The following is a 15,331-nucleotide window of genomic DNA, read 5'->3' on the forward strand; positions in this document are numbered from 1 at the left end:
TTCGGTCAATCATTAATGTCTCGCCCTTCGGCAATGATTAAAACAACCTTTCCTTCCTCATCTTTTAACGGTTTAAGGGAAACATCCATGCGAACCATCACGCTTTCCCGTTTCCGAAACTGGACGTCCTGACGAACCAAATCACCGTCAGCCGCCTTTTTTATCGCCGTTTTCAACCACTGTTGTAGAGATTGACAGTGATTCCAACAATCCAGTTGCCACAGGGGTAAACCTAGCAAATTATCTAATTTATAGCCACTCGAATTTAATGCCGTTTGATTGATATCCACGATCAATCCTTCTGGTGTCAGCAACATCATGGATTGAAAGGTTTGATTAAAAATTCCCCGGAAACGTCGTTCACTGTCCTGGAGTTTTTTGATAATTTGTCCCCGTTCAATCCCATAGCGAATTGTTTTCACTAATAGGGGAATTGTAATATCATCCTTGAGCAAATAATCTTGCGCCCCATAAGCCATTGCCCCCAGTGCCAATTCTTCGTCGTTATTTCCCGTTAACACGACAATGGGAAGATGGGGAATAGCCTCTCGGAATTCAGTAACGGTGTCTAAGCCATCAGCATCAGGAAGATTCAGGTCTAACAAAACCACATCAATGGGGAGATTAGCACAACTCTCAATCGCATCAGCGAGTCGTTCAACATGATACAGTTGCCATTCGTTCGGATCTAAGCGTGAAAATCGGTGACGCTGCAAGCGAGCATCACTGGGGCTATCCTCCACTAATAGGACATGAATTTGTTGTTTGTCCATAGGACTGGTATCACTCCGAGGGCAATTGAACCGCCGCTAACCAAAATTCTTCCAATAACTGAACCATTCGCATAAACTGTTGAATATCGATAGGTTTGGTAATATAGCAGTTGGCATTAAGCTCATAAGACTTGAGTATATCCTCTTCATCCTCTGAGGTGGTGAGAACAATCACTGGAATCCGTTTGAGCGTGGGATCTGATTTGACCGAGGTTAATACTTCTTGACCATCCATTCCTGGTAAATTGAGATCCAACACAATCAAATCGGGACGGGGAGTGTTCCCATAATCCCCTTGCTGAAGTAAGTATTCTAGGGCGGTTTCCCCATCTTCCACCCAATGCAGGGTGTTGGCAATTTTAGCTTGCTTAAAGCTAATCCGGATGAGATTGGCGTCACTGGGGGAATCTTCAACGAGTAGAATTTCAATGGGTCTGAATCTATAACGGCTGCTCATTAGAGGATATCAAACAGGGAAGAGTAAAGAAAAAGGTGCTACCAACTCCAGGCTGAGATTCCACCCAAATCCGTCCACCGTGGCGTTCGACAATTTTCTTACAAACGGCTAAACCAATACCCGTACCCGAAAACTCGCGGCGGGTATGGAGGCGTTTGAAGATGACAAAGATACGGTCGAGGTATTTGGGTTTAATCCCAATTCCATTATCCTTTACCTGAAACAGCCATGCATTCTCTATCAATTGTGCCTCAATGTGGACGTGGGGAGGGCGCTCGCGGCAGAATTTGATCGCATTTCCGATTAAATTTTGAAACAGTTGGATCAGTTGAGTCGGATCAGCCGGAACCGTGGGGAGAGAATTGTAGGTAATCGTCCCTTGACATTCTGCGATCGCGACCTGTAAATTCTCAGTTACCTGACGTAGTATAGCATTACAGTCTGTGGGTTTCTCCTCTGGTGGACGAGTCCCTAGGCGAGAATACATCAGCAAGGCTTGAATCAACTGGCGCATTCGGGTGGCGCCATCAATAATAAACTCCATATAGTCTTGAGCGGATTCATCGAGTTGATCTAAGTAGTCTTGTTGTAATAGTTGTGTATAACTTGCCACAGCGCGTAACGGTTCTTGCAAATCGTGAGAAGCGATATAGGCAAATTGTTCTAATTCTTGATTAGAACGTTGCAATTCCTGAGTCAGTTCTTTGAGTTTTACTTCCGCATCGCGACGTTCAGCAATTTCCGCCTGTAAAACGGCATTCATGGCAATTAAGGCTTTGGTTCGTTCCTCAACTTGCCGTTCTAATTCTTCTCGCGCATTTTGTAAGACATGTTCCGCTTGTTTTTGTAGGGTGATATCTTGAGACATCACCATCCCAGCAAAAATTTCACCCCGCTCATTTTTAACCGGAAGAGTATACAATTGATGCGTGCGATCGGCAAACTTCATTTCAGATACCTTTGTTTCTCCGGCTAACGCTGACTGATACAGCGGTTCGATTATTTTACAAACATCGGGTGATAAGACATCTGTAATAGTTTTTCCTTTTAACTGTTCAGGTTCAAAGCCGCCAGCCCTTACCCCCTCCCCTTCTGCTAACAAGAAGCGTAAATTTTGATCAAATAATAAAACACTGCCATTGGGAAAATTTTGCGTCAGGGTTCGATAAAGTCCCTCACTTTTACGTAAAGCTATTTCCGTGGATTTCCGTTCCGCAATTTCCGACTGTAACGAATGATTGAGTTCCGCTTGCTTTTGCCACAAACGAGCATTTTTAATCGAAATGGCAGCTTGTGCCGATATTAAATGTAAGAGTTCAACTCGTTCTGGCGTAAATGCACCAGTCGCTAAATTATTTTCCAGATAAAAGAGTCCGATCAATTGTCCTTGATTCAGCAGCGGCGCACAAACTATAGATTTCGGTTGATTGTGCTGAATGTAGGCATCGGTAAGAAATTTATCCTCAGAGGTGGCATCATTTAACACTAACAGTTCTTGAGTCCGGTTGACATAATGAATAATCGCGGTGGGAATATCTTGGCTACTTTCCAGGGGAATCGATTGTAAAACAGCAATATTATCTAAATTCCCTCTATAGGTTGCTTCAATCAGTAACTGTCCCTCCCGATCCAATATTAAAACACCTTGGGTAGCGCCAGCATTTTCTATTAAAATTTTCATTAAGCTAGTGAGCAATTTATCCAGCGCCATTTCACTGGAAAGCGCTTGGAATGTTTTCACAATAGTGCTAAAATCTAGCACCGCTGCCAGATAATTCCCCGAAACTGAGTCCATAGGTGAATTAGTGAGCGTGTCTTTGATTTTAACCGAGGCTAATGCTTCAGTAAGCAAGTGAGGATAGGTTTTCTCCAACTCTTCAACCTTTCGCTGGGCACCCCAATGTTGATACCCATGGCGGGCTTTTTGCAAATAAAGTTTAGCGAAGTCTACTTTGCCTTTGCTCAACCAAAACTTAGCGGCTAGTTCATTTCCTAATGCTTCATGGTGAGTAAATTCATTGGTTTTAGCTAAAGCAATAGCCCGATCATAAAGATCCATCGCCTTGTCCGTTTGACCAGAAATCTGTGCCATTTCTGCATCAATCAACACATATTTATGCAAAAAATTTTCTGGGCAATTCTCTGCCCAGTTTTTCATCTGATTTTGATTAACAATCAATGTTTGCCAATAGTCAGTTTGCTTACTATCCGTAGCCTTGGTATAGAGTGCTGTTAGGATCAGTGATGTATAAAAATTATATTCAGCTTGAGTTAATAAGCCTAGAATAAACGGCAGATACTTTTCTGCTTTTTTAATAGAAGTAAGCGCAGCTTCGGGTTTATTGTATAAATAAAGAACCCAAGCCCTAATACTGTAAAATGTACAAATACCACTAAAGGTATGATGCGTATTACAGGTGTCTAAATAATGTGCCTCACTAATCTCATCCGTATCAAATGCCCATTTATTTTCAGTTTTTCCAGATAAGTTAAATACAGGTAGTTGACAGGCTAAAATCATATCCGTTACCCATTTGTTTTGAGTTTTGCGGCTAAAGCGCAAAATTTTATGGGTTTGGATGAGTACATTTGTTAAGTTTGAGCCCTGATTGAATGCATTATACAACTGATTGTTTAAGGTATAGCCAACATATTGGAAATCCCCAGCTTCCATTCCCGCTTCATAAGCGTCACGATTAATGAATTCTGCACATTGAATCGGCTTGATCCAGGCGTTTAAAAATGTCGCCAAAAAATGATGGGTTCGACCTATATAAACGGGATTATTATAGGTTTTACTTAATTGGCAAGCCAGTAAGCCAAAGGCATACCCCCCTTGATAATCTCCCCAAAGCGAACCTAGTAATAATCCATAATTAGAATAACCTTTAGAGGATTCTGGAGCATTGCCATATTGGAGGGATAAATTAACAAGTTTTACGGTAACCCAAGCATAAATATCTTGATCCAAGAAATAAGTGGGAGGATCTAGACTCAACAGTAGCTTTACCGCCGCTTTTTTTACAACGTCGGTCATATCTGGTAAATCAATTAAACTAGCGATTTCGCGATCGCCTAAATAGAATTTTAAGTCAGCGACTTCTCTATCTAAGGCTCTTTTCCAGTTGGCGCTTGGAAAATCAATTCCCAGTTGTTTTAGGGCTTGGCTTCCCACTCTAATCGCTTCCTCATAGTTAGCCAGCATGGTATACTGAACGATGAGTAGGTTATAAAGTTCAGCCTGTTCAACAGTTGAGGAAGCTTTAATTAAGGTTTGATTGATTAAATAATGTGACTGTTCAAAGTTGCCATTAAGATATTCAATTTCAGCCAACTCTTTGTGAATTTTAAATGTTAATATGTATTGGTCATTCCAGCTCGTTTTGCTTAAAGTCAGTAGACTTAAGTTGAGATAATCTCTAGCCGCTATATACGCTGTTGCTAATTTAGCTTTTTTGGCAGCCGCTAAATTCAACCGAGTTAATTCAAGTCGTTCTTGATCATCGGTGATAGCTTGACATTTCCAATTGAGATGATCGACAATATCAAAAATTCGCTCATACTTTTGAGACGGGGAAAGATTAGCAAGCAACAGCCGACCAATTTTCCAATGAACGGCTTCTTTCGTCACTTTATCCATTAAAGCATCAACCGCCTGTTGGACGCGATCGTGGGAAAATTTATAATACTGAATTAAATTAAAATTTGTTTCTGAATGCTTTGACTTGGGTTCAATTAATCCTAACTGAATTGCTGGAATTAAATCGCCAAAAGTTTCATCGGGTGTTTTTTGATAAATTATGGCAACTAAATCAAGTGGAAAATAATTTCCCATACAAGCGGCTAAACCTAAAACCTGCTGAGTAGTTTCAGGAAGTTTTTTTAACTTTTCAATCATCAATTTAACTACATTATCTGTAATCGCTGTTTCTTCAATCTGGTCAATACTCCAAGTCCACTGACCGGATTTTCCGCAGGGAGAAGGACTAAATAAAATTAGATTTTCCTGGGCAAGGGTTTTGATGAATTCTTTAATGAAAAAAGGATTTCCGGCTGTTTTACGCAATACCAATTCAGCTAAAGGGGTAACAGCTTGCTCATCTTGGTGTAATGTTTCCGAAATTAAACTGATAACTTGTTCTCGGTTAAGGGGGTTTAAAATAATCTGGTTAATACTAATGCCAACACTACAAATTGTATCCAAGCTGATCATTAAAGGATGACTCGGATCAACTTCATTGTCTCGATAAGCACCAATAAGTAATAGATGGTGGATTTGGTCATCGGTTAGAATTGATTCTAGCAACTTGAGGGTAGCCGCGTCAGCCCATTGTAAATCATCTAAAAAAATGACTAGGGGATGTTCAGGTTGGCAAAAAACCCCCATAAAGGCTTGAAATACTAAATGAAACCGATTTTGGGATTCAGCCAATCCTAATTCAGGGACTTCAGGCTGAGTCCCAATAATCAGTTCGACTTGCGGAATTACCTCGATGATAATTTTTCCATTGCGACCCAAGGATTCCAATAGTTTCTCTCGCCATTGTCTAAGTTTTGCTTCACTTTCAGTTAAAATTTGTCGGATTAATTTGGAAAAAGCATTGACCAGGGCTGAGTAAGGAATATTACATTGAAATTGGTCAAACTTTCCGGAAATAAAATAACTTCCCTGCTGGATAATAGCTGGACGTACTTGATGAACTAGGGATGATTTGCCAACGCCAGCATAGCCAGTGAGGAGTATTATTTCAAGTTGTCCATTTGGGTGATTCCTTACTACCTGCTTCTTGGGGAAACAGGCTAGGTGAAAAAAAGCAGCGAGGAGTGTTTTGATCTCACGTTCTCGACCATAAAGTTTTTGGGGAATTGGCAACGATTTTCCCTGATCATGATATCCAAGGGGGAATTCTTGAATTATTCCAGTTGTTTTTAACTGTTCTCGACAATGCTCTAAATCAGCTTTGAGTCCTGTAGCACTCTGGTATCGCCTTTGCGGCATTTTTTCCAGGAGTTTCATGATAATATTGGAAATAGCTTTAGGACAAAGGGATTGGCGATTGAGAAAGTTTTGAGTTTTGAGTTTTAAGTTAGTTTTTTCGGCTTCCCCGGCTCCCCAGATCGTCTGATCCTCTGCTCCCTTGTCCTCCCCATCTACTACGTTTGACTGCAACGTTACATGAGGAGGGAGGGGTTGTTGAGCTAGATGGCAATAAATCAACTCCATGGGTTCATCTTTATCGAAAGGGAGATGATGGGTTAATAGTTCATAAAGAGTGACACCTAAGGAATAAAAATCCGTGCGGTAATCGAGAGGACAATCCATCCGTCCAGTTTGCTCTGGTGATAAATAGGCTAAAGTACCCTCTAAACTCGGCGATTGTTTTGGCGGATAATTTTCTCTGGATAAGCGAATAGCAATACCAAAATCAATAATTTTAATTTGTCCCGTCGCCGGATTGAAAATAATATTCGATGGATTAATATCTTTATGAATCGTATTAGCGGCGTGGATTGCACCTAAGCCCTCTGTAATCTTAATCGCGATGTCCAGAATATCGGACAGAGACAATTCTATTTTATTGAGTAATAATTTTAAGGAGTCTCCGCCAATATCTTCAAACACGATAACCCAGGTATTCTGATAAGCGAGTAAGTCGTATGAGTGAATAACGCCCTCTAATCGCCAGTGATGAGTAATTTCGTATTCACTTTTGTAGCGGTTCAGTTCTTCAGACGTGGGGTAGTCGGATTTGAGGACTTTCAGAATAACAGGTTGAGTATCGAGCTGTCGGATTCCTCGATAAACTAGAGAATTAGAGCTTTCATAGATTTTGGCGAGAATCTGGTAACCTGGAAGGACGATCACAGTGGGATTTGCCTAGTAGTAATGCGATGTTACAGACGTAGTCTGGTACGTCTATTTAAAAACGGTAACATCTTGAGGCGAAACTGTCTCTTTTTTGAGGGATTACCTGGAAAATTTAATTTAAACTTAAACCCGCTTAATTGGGTCAAGTTATAACTCTTGACACTTGGGCAGGTTTTGTGGGTAAGTTATCGGTGAGGAGTTGCCTGACTAAGCAGAACGTAAGGATTGGGTTTGCCAGTGACGCTGTTGAAGCTGGTGCATGTGGTTAAAGAGTTGCCAGCAATAAGCTTCGCTGAGTCCACAAGTAATAGCTCCGCGAAGCACAACATTAAAATACCAATCGTTCGGTGCTAATTCTTCCGCTAATTTTTCCACAACTACATAAGTCCGGACATCGGGATAGACTCGCCCTTGACAGGAAACTTCTACGGTTTCTCGCCGATAGCCACCATGGGGTACTTCTTCCCGGTGATCTAGAGGAGCACTAAATCGCTCAGGTAGGCGGTATAAGACTCCTTCAACCGTTGCGTTAACATCGGGTACGATATCCAGTACACCACAGTTACGCCGTACTGATTTGCGGTTAAATCCCAGTCGATATCCTTGGAGAGTAGCTGAACCAAGGACGAAAGCATGAGTACTTTCACCTAGCGATCGCTTTAAATCAACAGGACACATACAGGAGCCATAGGCAAAGTAGTAAAAGGTTGGCTCTGGCTGAGGAAACTGTAGCACATTAGCTACGGGCAAAGACGGCTCAAGAGACTGTGACGGTGAATCTTGACGATGAGGCTGAGTTGTCATCGCTGGCTAAAGACTAAGATAATAAACGGCAAAGGCTTAAGCTGTATATTATCCACTAAGTCAGGAGAACGAATTGTAGCCGATTTTTCATATTAGTGTAGCTCAATCCGGAATCAACCCAGTTGGTATAATCACAAAGGCGATCGCATGAACTGAGGCGATATGATGAACGTGGGTAGTACAAAACACTGGTAGCTGCATCAAGCTACAACGCTTTGAGCCAGAGAGTTGAAACTTTGGCGAGTGCTGACTCGTCATCAGAGTTGACCAATCCCCTCCGTAACCAGGATGGTGTCTTCGAGTCAGGAGAACCTCTAGGCTTTCCAGGAATATTTGGCGTAAACTATCCACAGCAAGATTGCGAACTTTGGTATTATTAACTCCTAAACCCATGAAGTCCTGCTTATTTAACATGGCTAACCTGAAGCGGCGTCTAGGCATAGCGCTGATACTGCCAATTAGCCTTATGGGAGCGATGGCGCTTCCTACTCCCCTCAAAGATGCCCAAGCCCAAACTGGCGATGGACGTGCTATCACGGTTCGGGCAGATGTTCAAGAAGCCAATTCTCAAACTGGTGTTGTCACCGCACGGGGTAATGTACAGATTGATTATCCCGCTCGCCAAATTCAGGCAACGGCGGCTCAAGCTCAATATTTTAGTCGAGAACGCCGCATTGTGCTCACGGGGAATGTTTATGTCTTGCAGCAAGGTAATAGTCTGCGAGGTGAAACCATTACCTATTTAATTGATGAAGGACGCTTTGTTGCCCTACCGAAAACCCAACAACAGGTTGAATCAATCTATCTTGTGTCTGATCCAGAAGCCCCAACCCAATCGGTTGCACCGCCTGTAACTCCTCCCTTTAATCCAAAACCTGTGTTCAAAACTCCAGTAAGTGAGCCATAATTGTTATTTGTCATTTGTTATTCGTTAGCGCCAAAACCCTTGAGATACCGTAGGGTGGGCATTGCCCACCAGCATACCAGTCAGTACCCTTCAACTGAACACTAATCGGGGCGGGTTTAGTTACATCTGGGTGACAGGCAATGATAGTAGTCAAACCCGCCCCTACAGAGGTACCATGCTACGTCTGTACATATCAAAACTCCCCAAATGAGGTGGCTATTCTTGAAAATTGTTTTAGAGAATATTCATAAATCCTATAACAAAAAGTCTATCGTTAACCGTGTCAATCTGTCTGTGGCACAAGGGGAAGTTGTGGGGCTGCTTGGACCCAATGGTGCAGGAAAAACGACCACATTTTACATTGCCATCGGTATAGAAAAACCGAATCAAGGGACAGTATGGTTAGATGATAATGACATCACCAAGCAGCCGATGCACCAGAGGGCGCGTTTTGGTATTGGCTATTTGGCACAAGAACCCAGTATCTTTCGTAATCTGACGGTTCGAGATAATATTCGACTGGTGCTAGAGCAAACGGGTGTACCGCGTCAAGAATGGCGCTGGCGGTTGCGAACGTTGATTGAAGAGTTTGGTCTGGAAAAAGCAGCGAATACGATTGGGAGGCGAGTTTCTGGGGGTGAACGCCGTCGCACAGAATTGGCAAGAGCGTTAGCTTCAGGCGTAGAAGGTCCCAAGTTTTTATTCTTAGATGAACCCTTTGCGGGGGTTGATCCGATTGCTGTGTCTGAGATTCAGAAAATTATTGCCCGATTGCGCGATCGCCAAATTGGAGTTTTAATTACAGATCATAATGTTCGCGAAACCCTAGCCATCACCGATCGCGCCTATATCATGCGAGATGGACAAATTCTGGCATCGGGTAGTGCTGAAGAACTTTACAACAATCCCTTAGTGCGGCAATATTACTTGGGCGATGAGTTTCAACAATAATCCTCAGACGCGCCATGGCGCGTCTGGCACACTTCTCCAGTCATGACTGTCCGTAAATCTCTCCCTTTTTTCTCATTCATTCCTGGCTTATCGGTGATGGATCGTTATATTATCGCCGAACTTATTCCCCCATTTTTATTTGGTATGGGAATGTTTTCATCAGTGGGGGTAACGATTGGTAGCTTATTTGACTTGATGCGGAAAGCGGTGGATGAAGGACTACCGGCTACGTTGGTGCTGAAAGTGCTGCTGTTGAGTTTACCTCAGTTCATGGCGTATGCTTTTCCCACATCTGTTCTTTTAGCCACTTTATTGACCTACAGCCGTCTCTCTAGCGACAGTGAACTGATTGCTTTGCGAAGCTGTGGGGTGAGTATTTATCGCCTAGTGCTACCCGCAATATTACTGAGTTTTATTGTTACTGGTGTTACCTTTGGATTTAATGAATACGTAGTCCCCGCGTCTAACTATCAAGCTACCCTCACCTTAGAACGGGCATTAGGGGAGGAAAAACCCGCCTTCAAGGAGCGCAACATCTTCTATCGAGAATATGGAGAGGTTGAACAGGCTGATGGTAGCAAGGACAATCTACTTAAGCGCTTATTCTACGCTCAAAAGTTTGATGGTGAGCGGATGAAGGGTTTAACGATTCTTGATTGGTCTCAGCAAGGTCTTAACCAAATTGTTACTGCTGATTCAGCTATTTGGAATATAGCTCAAAGTACTTGGGATTTCTATAACGGTACTATTTATTTAGTAGCACCGGATGCCTCTTACCGTAACATCGTGCGGTTTGAACACCAACAACTACAATTGCCTCGCATTCCCTTGGATTTGGCAAGAAAAGACCGCGATTACGATGAAATGAACATCACTCAAGCCAGAGAACGTCTAGAGTTAGAGCGCCAGAGTGGGGATGAGGATGACATTCGCAAGCTCAAAATCCGCATCAATCAAAAATTTGCCTTACCATTTGCTTGCGTTGTTTTTGGCTTAGTTGGAGGCTCATTAGGCAATCGACCTCAGCGTACCAGTAAAGCCACAGGCTTTGGTATCAGCGTGTTAGTTATTTTCGCCTATTATATGCTGATGGCGATCGGAGATGCTCTGGGATTGAGTAACTACCTCCCTCCTTTAATCTCTGCGTGGTTGCCTAATCTGATGGGGTTTGCTGTTGGGGGATTTTTGTTAATTCGATCCGCCCGATAGTAGGGGTTTGGTCACCAAACCCCTCAACCAAACAGCATTGTGGTATAACGTATCCTAACAGGTGAATCGAAAAGTCTATCACATTGGATATAATTAGTGGGTTGCACTACAGAGTCAACCGTTGACGCTCATAAAAAATCAATCCTTTAAATTATTTCTGTAACAAAAGTTACATTATCTCCTTTATTCTGACTCGGTTAGTTCAATTTTTGTCAAATCCTACTTCAGGCTTTCGCTATGTCATCTCCCAATCAAGTGCCTGCGTATCTGCGCTATTTAAAAGCCCGACTCCAACCCTTAAGGCAACCCACATTTTGGCTATCAGTCATGGGTTTTGGTTTAATCGTGCTGTTTGTCTGGGAATATTGGAAAAATCCCAATTGGTTGAGTTTCTTAGAAGAAGACCCAATCCGCGAGCAATTTGAGAATTCAACGGATGAGACCACGCTTTCGGCTGAAGAACTTGCCGCCAACATGGCAGATATCGACAGTTCGGCAGTCCTCATCGAGGAATTTGACCAACAGAACGCTCTGGCTGTGGCTAGTTTACCAGACCCGAAGTCGGGTGACAAAAAAAATTCTTTGATTGCATCGACACCAGAACAGCCATCAACCTCGGCTCCCTCACTCCTAAACAGCGTTGCTGAGCCAAAACCCAGCTCCAGCAATCCCTTTGCCAAAGCTTCACAAGAGTTCCTCATGGGGGATATTTTGTCGGGTAAGGGACTCTTTCCCAACCCGAATATGTTGAGTTCTGAGTCTTCCTCCTCAAACTCAGACACGACTTCTGCGAATGCTTTCCAAGAATTGACTGAGGTGTCAGGAACAGAGGCGTCTCAAACGAGCAATAAAAATTCTGATCAACTGACTCAACGTTCTGATACGAGTCCCAGTCAAACCGTGCCAACCTCTGGAACAAGTGGACAAAACAGGACTCCATTACCCACTGTGCCAAGGACGACAATCAACAGAGGGATAATACAGCCTAGCTATCCTCCTGCTTCTGTACCGACTGTCTCTGGCTACAATGGTGCCGGACAGCCCACCTATCCCACAGGGATGACACCGAATGGAACAGTTTATAACGGTGCTGGACAGCCCATGTATCCCTCAGTTCCTGCCCCTCCAGTCCCAGCAACGGGTGTCACCAACTATCCTGTGATGCCAACAGCACCTGCCAACTCCGCTAATGTTGGACAATATCCGACTCAACCCAATACTGTTCCGAGTGTCGGAAATAATCCGACACCCATTACACCAGGGTTGCAGCCGAGTCAGCTCAACCGCTCACAATTAAATGCTCGTTAAACGACTTGACATTGTAGAGACGTTGCCGGCAACGTCTCTACAACCAGAAAAGAACAGGAATAGCGGATTTGCGCTCAGACAGCAGATTTTACTAGAAGTGTTTAATAATTGCGTCCGCAAATTCAGAACACTTCAACGGTGACTCAACCCGTGGCGTCATCATTCGGGCTAAGTCGTAGGTCACTTCCCGGTTAGAAATAGCACCGCCAATTCCTCGTGTAATTAAATCAGCCGCTTCTTGCCACCCCATATATTCCAACATCATCACAGCAGATAAAATGAGTGAACCGGGGTTAATTCGGTCTAAACCTGCATGCTTGGGTGCTGTGCCGTGGGTGGCTTCAAAAACTGCACAGGTGTCACCAATATTGGCACCAGGTCCCATGCCTAAACCCCCCACCAGGGCAGCCGCTGCGTCGGATAGATAATCCCCATTCAGGTTCATCGTCGCCAGAATCGAGTATTCATCTGGGCGAGTCTGGATTTGTTGGAAAATACTGTCCGCAATCCGGTCATTGACCATGACTTTTTCTTTCCACTGACCATTCCCGTGGGTGTCCCAGATGGCATTGAGAACACCTTCGACTTCTGCCATCGCTTCAGCTCGTTTTTCTGGTGTCAAGGCATCATAACCGGGTTCAATCTTACGGGCATTTTCTTCGAGGCTGATATCCGGCTTATGTTCTTTATTGCTCAGAATCCAAGATTCTCGTTCGGTAACGCATTGCGCCCGAAATTCTGTGGTAGCCAGTTCATACCCCCAGTCGCGAAACGCACCTTCGGTGTATTTCATAATATTACCCTTATGCACCAAGGTAACCATTTGCTTGGCTTTGGGTAAGGTTAAGGCGCGTTCAATGGCGCGACGAATCAGACGTTGAGAACCGGTTTTACTGATGGGTTTAATGCCAATGCCTGAGTCAAGGCGAATCTGCTTTGTACCATGTTCTGGCGTGGCTGGAATCAGATCATTATTGAGAATAGATATCAGTTTGTCGGCAATTTCGCTGCCCTGGCGCCACTCAATTCCCAGGTAGATATCTTCTGTGTTCTCCCGGTAGATAATCAAATCCAGTTTATCGGGTTGTTTGTGGGGCGATGGTGTCCCTGGGTAATATTTGCAGGGACGCACGCAGGCATAGAGGTCATTAATTTGGCGTAAGGCGACGTTGAGAGAACGAATACCCCCCCCAATTGGTGTGGTTAACGGTCCTTTGATGGCAACACCGTATTCTTTAATCGCGGTTAGGGTGTCTTCCGGTAAATATTGATACGTGCCGTACTTATCGCAGGCTTCATCACCGGCATAAATTTTAAACCAGGTAATTTTCCGCTTTCCACCATAAGCAGTTTGCACCGCTGCGTCAATGACTTTTTGGGTAGCGGGCCAGATATCGACACCTGTGCCGTCTCCCCGAATGAAGGGAATAATCGGATCATCAGGAACGATGGGTTTGCCATTGTCGAAGGTAATGCGAGAACCCGTATCTGGAGGTGCGATTTTTTCGTACATAAAACTCCTTGGCTAAGGTTGAGATCAGCATCACGATTAATTGATGCTCCGAAAAAGTTACCAGATCTCCCTGCGGCTGGGAACTTTATTAAGTTTTTTTGCAGATCACTGCCAAATGAGGAATAAAAAGGCAACAAATTGGTAACAAATATAACGGACGTTTAGTGAGTTACCCATTACCTATAAACTCCAAGTGACCTTGAGGTGGGCAAGAGCAACGGACGATAATATAAGCATTTCCTTTGGTGATAACTCTTGCCCACCCTAGACAAAAGTGGCTAATTGAGATTGGTGCAAGATGTGAGATGCTACCTGTCCATGGCGTCGCTGCTGTTTATCGATACAAGTACAAGGTTGGACGCAATAGTCTAGGGTTTAGACACTCGCTGAACTCAACCATTATGCTGGAATAAAGCATCTGTGTTGGCTATTGTTGTGCACTCTGTTACTCGATAGAGCGTAGCTCGGCATCAACCCGACTGTGTGATGGAGTAGCCGATTACACAGAGTTGGCTAATCTGTCCTCCGGCTGGCTTCTCTACAGGGAAGGTTTGTGGCAATACGCTACTGAAGTCGCTAGGCTAATACCAACACAGAGTTTTTTGCTCCTGATTCCTGCTATTGCCCAGACGCTTCTTATCCAAGGAAGGATGTTCTGAGGGAAAGCGTCTCACCAACCTAACCTTCAACCTTTTGACCCATGACTGACGACCAACGATGAAAAAAATTTTAGTGGTTGATGATGATAGAACATTACGCATTACTTTGACACGCGCCCTGGAAAATATGGGATATCAGGTTGAACAGGTGAGTTCTGGGGCAGAAGCTTTGGAGGCTTGTGTCAAAAGTCCACCGGACTTGGTGGTTTCTGATGTGATGATGCCGGAGATGGATGGAATAGAATTTTGCCGCCGTCTGAGGGCGACTCCATCCGGTCAACTGATGCCTTTTATTTTTCTATCGGGCAAAGGAGAACTAGAAGACCGCATTCATGGTCACTCCATCGGAGCGGATGATTATCTGATTAAGCCTGTTAATCCCAGAGAATTAGCGGCTAAAATCGAGGCTCAGCTTGAGAGAACCCGTCGCATTCATGCTCTGATTGTTCAGTTAATGCAGCTGAATGCCAGTTCCGCCGTCACGGAGTTAGCCAACCAAGCCAAAACCGCTCAAGCGACCGAGGTGTCACCACCCCAGGCAGAAGAAACTGTCACCCCTACACCTTTACCGTTGACACCTGCAGAAGAGCGAGTTTTTTGGGAAGTGATTCAAGGATTGACGAATAAACAAATCAGCAATCGCTTGTTTATTAGTCCGCGTACTGTTCAAACACACCTGAGTAGTATTCTCAATAAGTTAAAGCTGGGAAACCGCGCTCAGCTTATTCGTTTTGCCTATGAAAATGGTTATCAACCTCCGAGCAATGGTTAGGAAGGCGGGGAAGTAGGGGGAGCAGGGGGAGCAGGGGGAGTAGGGGGAGCAGGGGGAGCAGGGGGAGTAGGGGGAGCAGGGGGAGCAGGGGGGGTAGGGGGAGCAGGGG

General features: G+C 44.0%; 11 protein-coding genes. 5 read left to right on the plus strand and 6 right to left on the minus strand.

Features of this window, described 5'->3' with window-relative positions; translation table 11 throughout:
- Nucleotides 1-5: 5 nt before the first annotated feature.
- From ACLGGO_RS20090 to ACLGGO_RS20110, 5 genes are all read right to left on the minus strand, one after another.
- Nucleotides 6-773, minus strand: a complete 768-nt coding sequence (locus ACLGGO_RS20090) for a response regulator (RefSeq protein ID WP_446335128.1) — start codon at nucleotides 771-773, stop codon at nucleotides 6-8.
- A gap of 10 nt (nucleotides 774-783) precedes the next feature.
- Entirely contained in the window at nucleotides 784-1,230 is a 447-nt protein-coding gene (locus ACLGGO_RS20095) for a response regulator (protein WP_446335127.1), read from the minus strand.
- Nucleotides 1,214-7,096 (minus strand): AAA family ATPase, encoded by a 5,883-nt coding sequence (locus ACLGGO_RS20100; protein WP_446420635.1) that lies wholly within the window; start codon nucleotides 7,094-7,096, stop codon nucleotides 1,214-1,216. Before ACLGGO_RS20100 ends, ACLGGO_RS20095 begins: the two co-directional genes overlap by 17 nt.
- A gap of 210 nt (nucleotides 7,097-7,306) precedes the next feature.
- Nucleotides 7,307-7,903 carry a gamma-glutamylcyclotransferase gene (locus ACLGGO_RS20105; protein ID WP_446420636.1) on the minus strand — a complete coding sequence of 199 codons (597 nt, stop codon included), beginning with the start codon at nucleotides 7,901-7,903 and terminating at the stop codon, nucleotides 7,307-7,309.
- A 102-nt stretch (nucleotides 7,904-8,005) separates the two neighbouring features.
- A complete protein-coding gene (locus ACLGGO_RS20110) occupies nucleotides 8,006-8,317 on the minus strand; it encodes a hypothetical protein (RefSeq protein WP_446420637.1) in 312 nt (103 codons plus the stop codon).
- Between ACLGGO_RS20110 and ACLGGO_RS20115 the strand changes: the two genes are divergently transcribed.
- The 4 genes from ACLGGO_RS20115 to ACLGGO_RS20130 all read left to right on the plus strand — a co-directional run bounded on the left by ACLGGO_RS20115 (nucleotide 8,316) and on the right by ACLGGO_RS20130 (nucleotide 12,278).
- Nucleotides 8,316-8,810: an LptA/OstA family protein gene (locus ACLGGO_RS20115; RefSeq protein ID WP_446335123.1), complete on the plus strand. Its 495-nt coding sequence runs from the start codon at nucleotides 8,316-8,318 to the stop codon at nucleotides 8,808-8,810. The genes ACLGGO_RS20110 and ACLGGO_RS20115 overlap by 2 nt on opposite strands.
- Before the next feature lie 222 nt (nucleotides 8,811-9,032).
- The gene (lptB, locus tag ACLGGO_RS20120) at nucleotides 9,033-9,761 is read left to right on the plus strand and encodes an LPS export ABC transporter ATP-binding protein (RefSeq protein ID WP_446335122.1); all 729 of its coding nucleotides are present in this window, start codon (nucleotides 9,033-9,035) and stop codon (nucleotides 9,759-9,761) included.
- Nucleotides 9,762-9,803: 42 nt separating this feature from the next.
- Entirely contained in the window at nucleotides 9,804-10,970 is a 1,167-nt protein-coding gene (locus tag ACLGGO_RS20125) for an LptF/LptG family permease (protein WP_446420638.1), read from the plus strand.
- Nucleotides 10,971-11,207: 237 nt separating this feature from the next.
- The gene (locus tag ACLGGO_RS20130; RefSeq protein ID WP_446420639.1) at nucleotides 11,208-12,278 is read left to right on the plus strand and encodes a hypothetical protein; all 1,071 of its coding nucleotides are present in this window, start codon (nucleotides 11,208-11,210) and stop codon (nucleotides 12,276-12,278) included.
- 91 nt (nucleotides 12,279-12,369) lie between these two features.
- Here the strand turns inward: ACLGGO_RS20130 and ACLGGO_RS20135 are convergent, their stop codons facing one another.
- On the minus strand, nucleotides 12,370-13,791 hold the full coding sequence (locus ACLGGO_RS20135; RefSeq protein ID WP_446420640.1) for an NADP-dependent isocitrate dehydrogenase: 1,422 nt from the start codon (nucleotides 13,789-13,791) through the stop codon (nucleotides 12,370-12,372).
- A 717-nt stretch (nucleotides 13,792-14,508) separates the two neighbouring features.
- On the opposite strand from ACLGGO_RS20135, the gene ACLGGO_RS20140 reads away from it, so the two are divergent.
- Entirely contained in the window at nucleotides 14,509-15,222 is a 714-nt protein-coding gene (locus ACLGGO_RS20140) for a response regulator transcription factor (RefSeq protein ID WP_446420641.1), read from the plus strand.
- Nucleotides 15,223-15,331: the final 109 nt, after the last annotated feature.

Source organism: Coleofasciculus sp., from assembly GCF_046565525.1.
Classification (GTDB): Bacteria; Cyanobacteriota; Cyanobacteriia; order Cyanobacteriales; family Coleofasciculaceae; genus Coleofasciculus.

Bases quoted from the DNA above. Each gene is read 5' to 3' on its own strand.
- ACLGGO_RS20090 (WP_446335128.1), bottom strand. From the start codon at position 773: ATGGACAAACAACAAATTCATGTCCTATTAGTGGAGGATAGCCCCAGT.
- ACLGGO_RS20095 (WP_446335127.1), bottom strand. From the start codon at position 1,230: ATGAGCAGCCGTTATAGATTCAGACCCATTGAAATTCTACTCGTTGAA.
- ACLGGO_RS20105 (WP_446420636.1), bottom strand. From the start codon at position 7,903: ATGACAACTCAGCCTCATCGTCAAGATTCACCGTCACAGTCTCTTGAG.
- ACLGGO_RS20115 (WP_446335123.1), top strand. From the start codon at position 8,316: ATGGCTAACCTGAAGCGGCGTCTAGGCATAGCGCTGATACTGCCAATT.
- ACLGGO_RS20110 (WP_446420637.1), bottom strand. From the start codon at position 8,317: ATGTTAAATAAGCAGGACTTCATGGGTTTAGGAGTTAATAATACCAAA.
- ACLGGO_RS20125 (WP_446420638.1), top strand. From the start codon at position 9,804: ATGACTGTCCGTAAATCTCTCCCTTTTTTCTCATTCATTCCTGGCTTA.
- ACLGGO_RS20130 (WP_446420639.1), top strand. From the start codon at position 11,208: ATGTCATCTCCCAATCAAGTGCCTGCGTATCTGCGCTATTTAAAAGCC.
- ACLGGO_RS20135 (WP_446420640.1), bottom strand. From the start codon at position 13,791: ATGTACGAAAAAATCGCACCTCCAGATACGGGTTCTCGCATTACCTTC.
- ACLGGO_RS20140 (WP_446420641.1), top strand. From the start codon at position 14,509: ATGAAAAAAATTTTAGTGGTTGATGATGATAGAACATTACGCATTACT.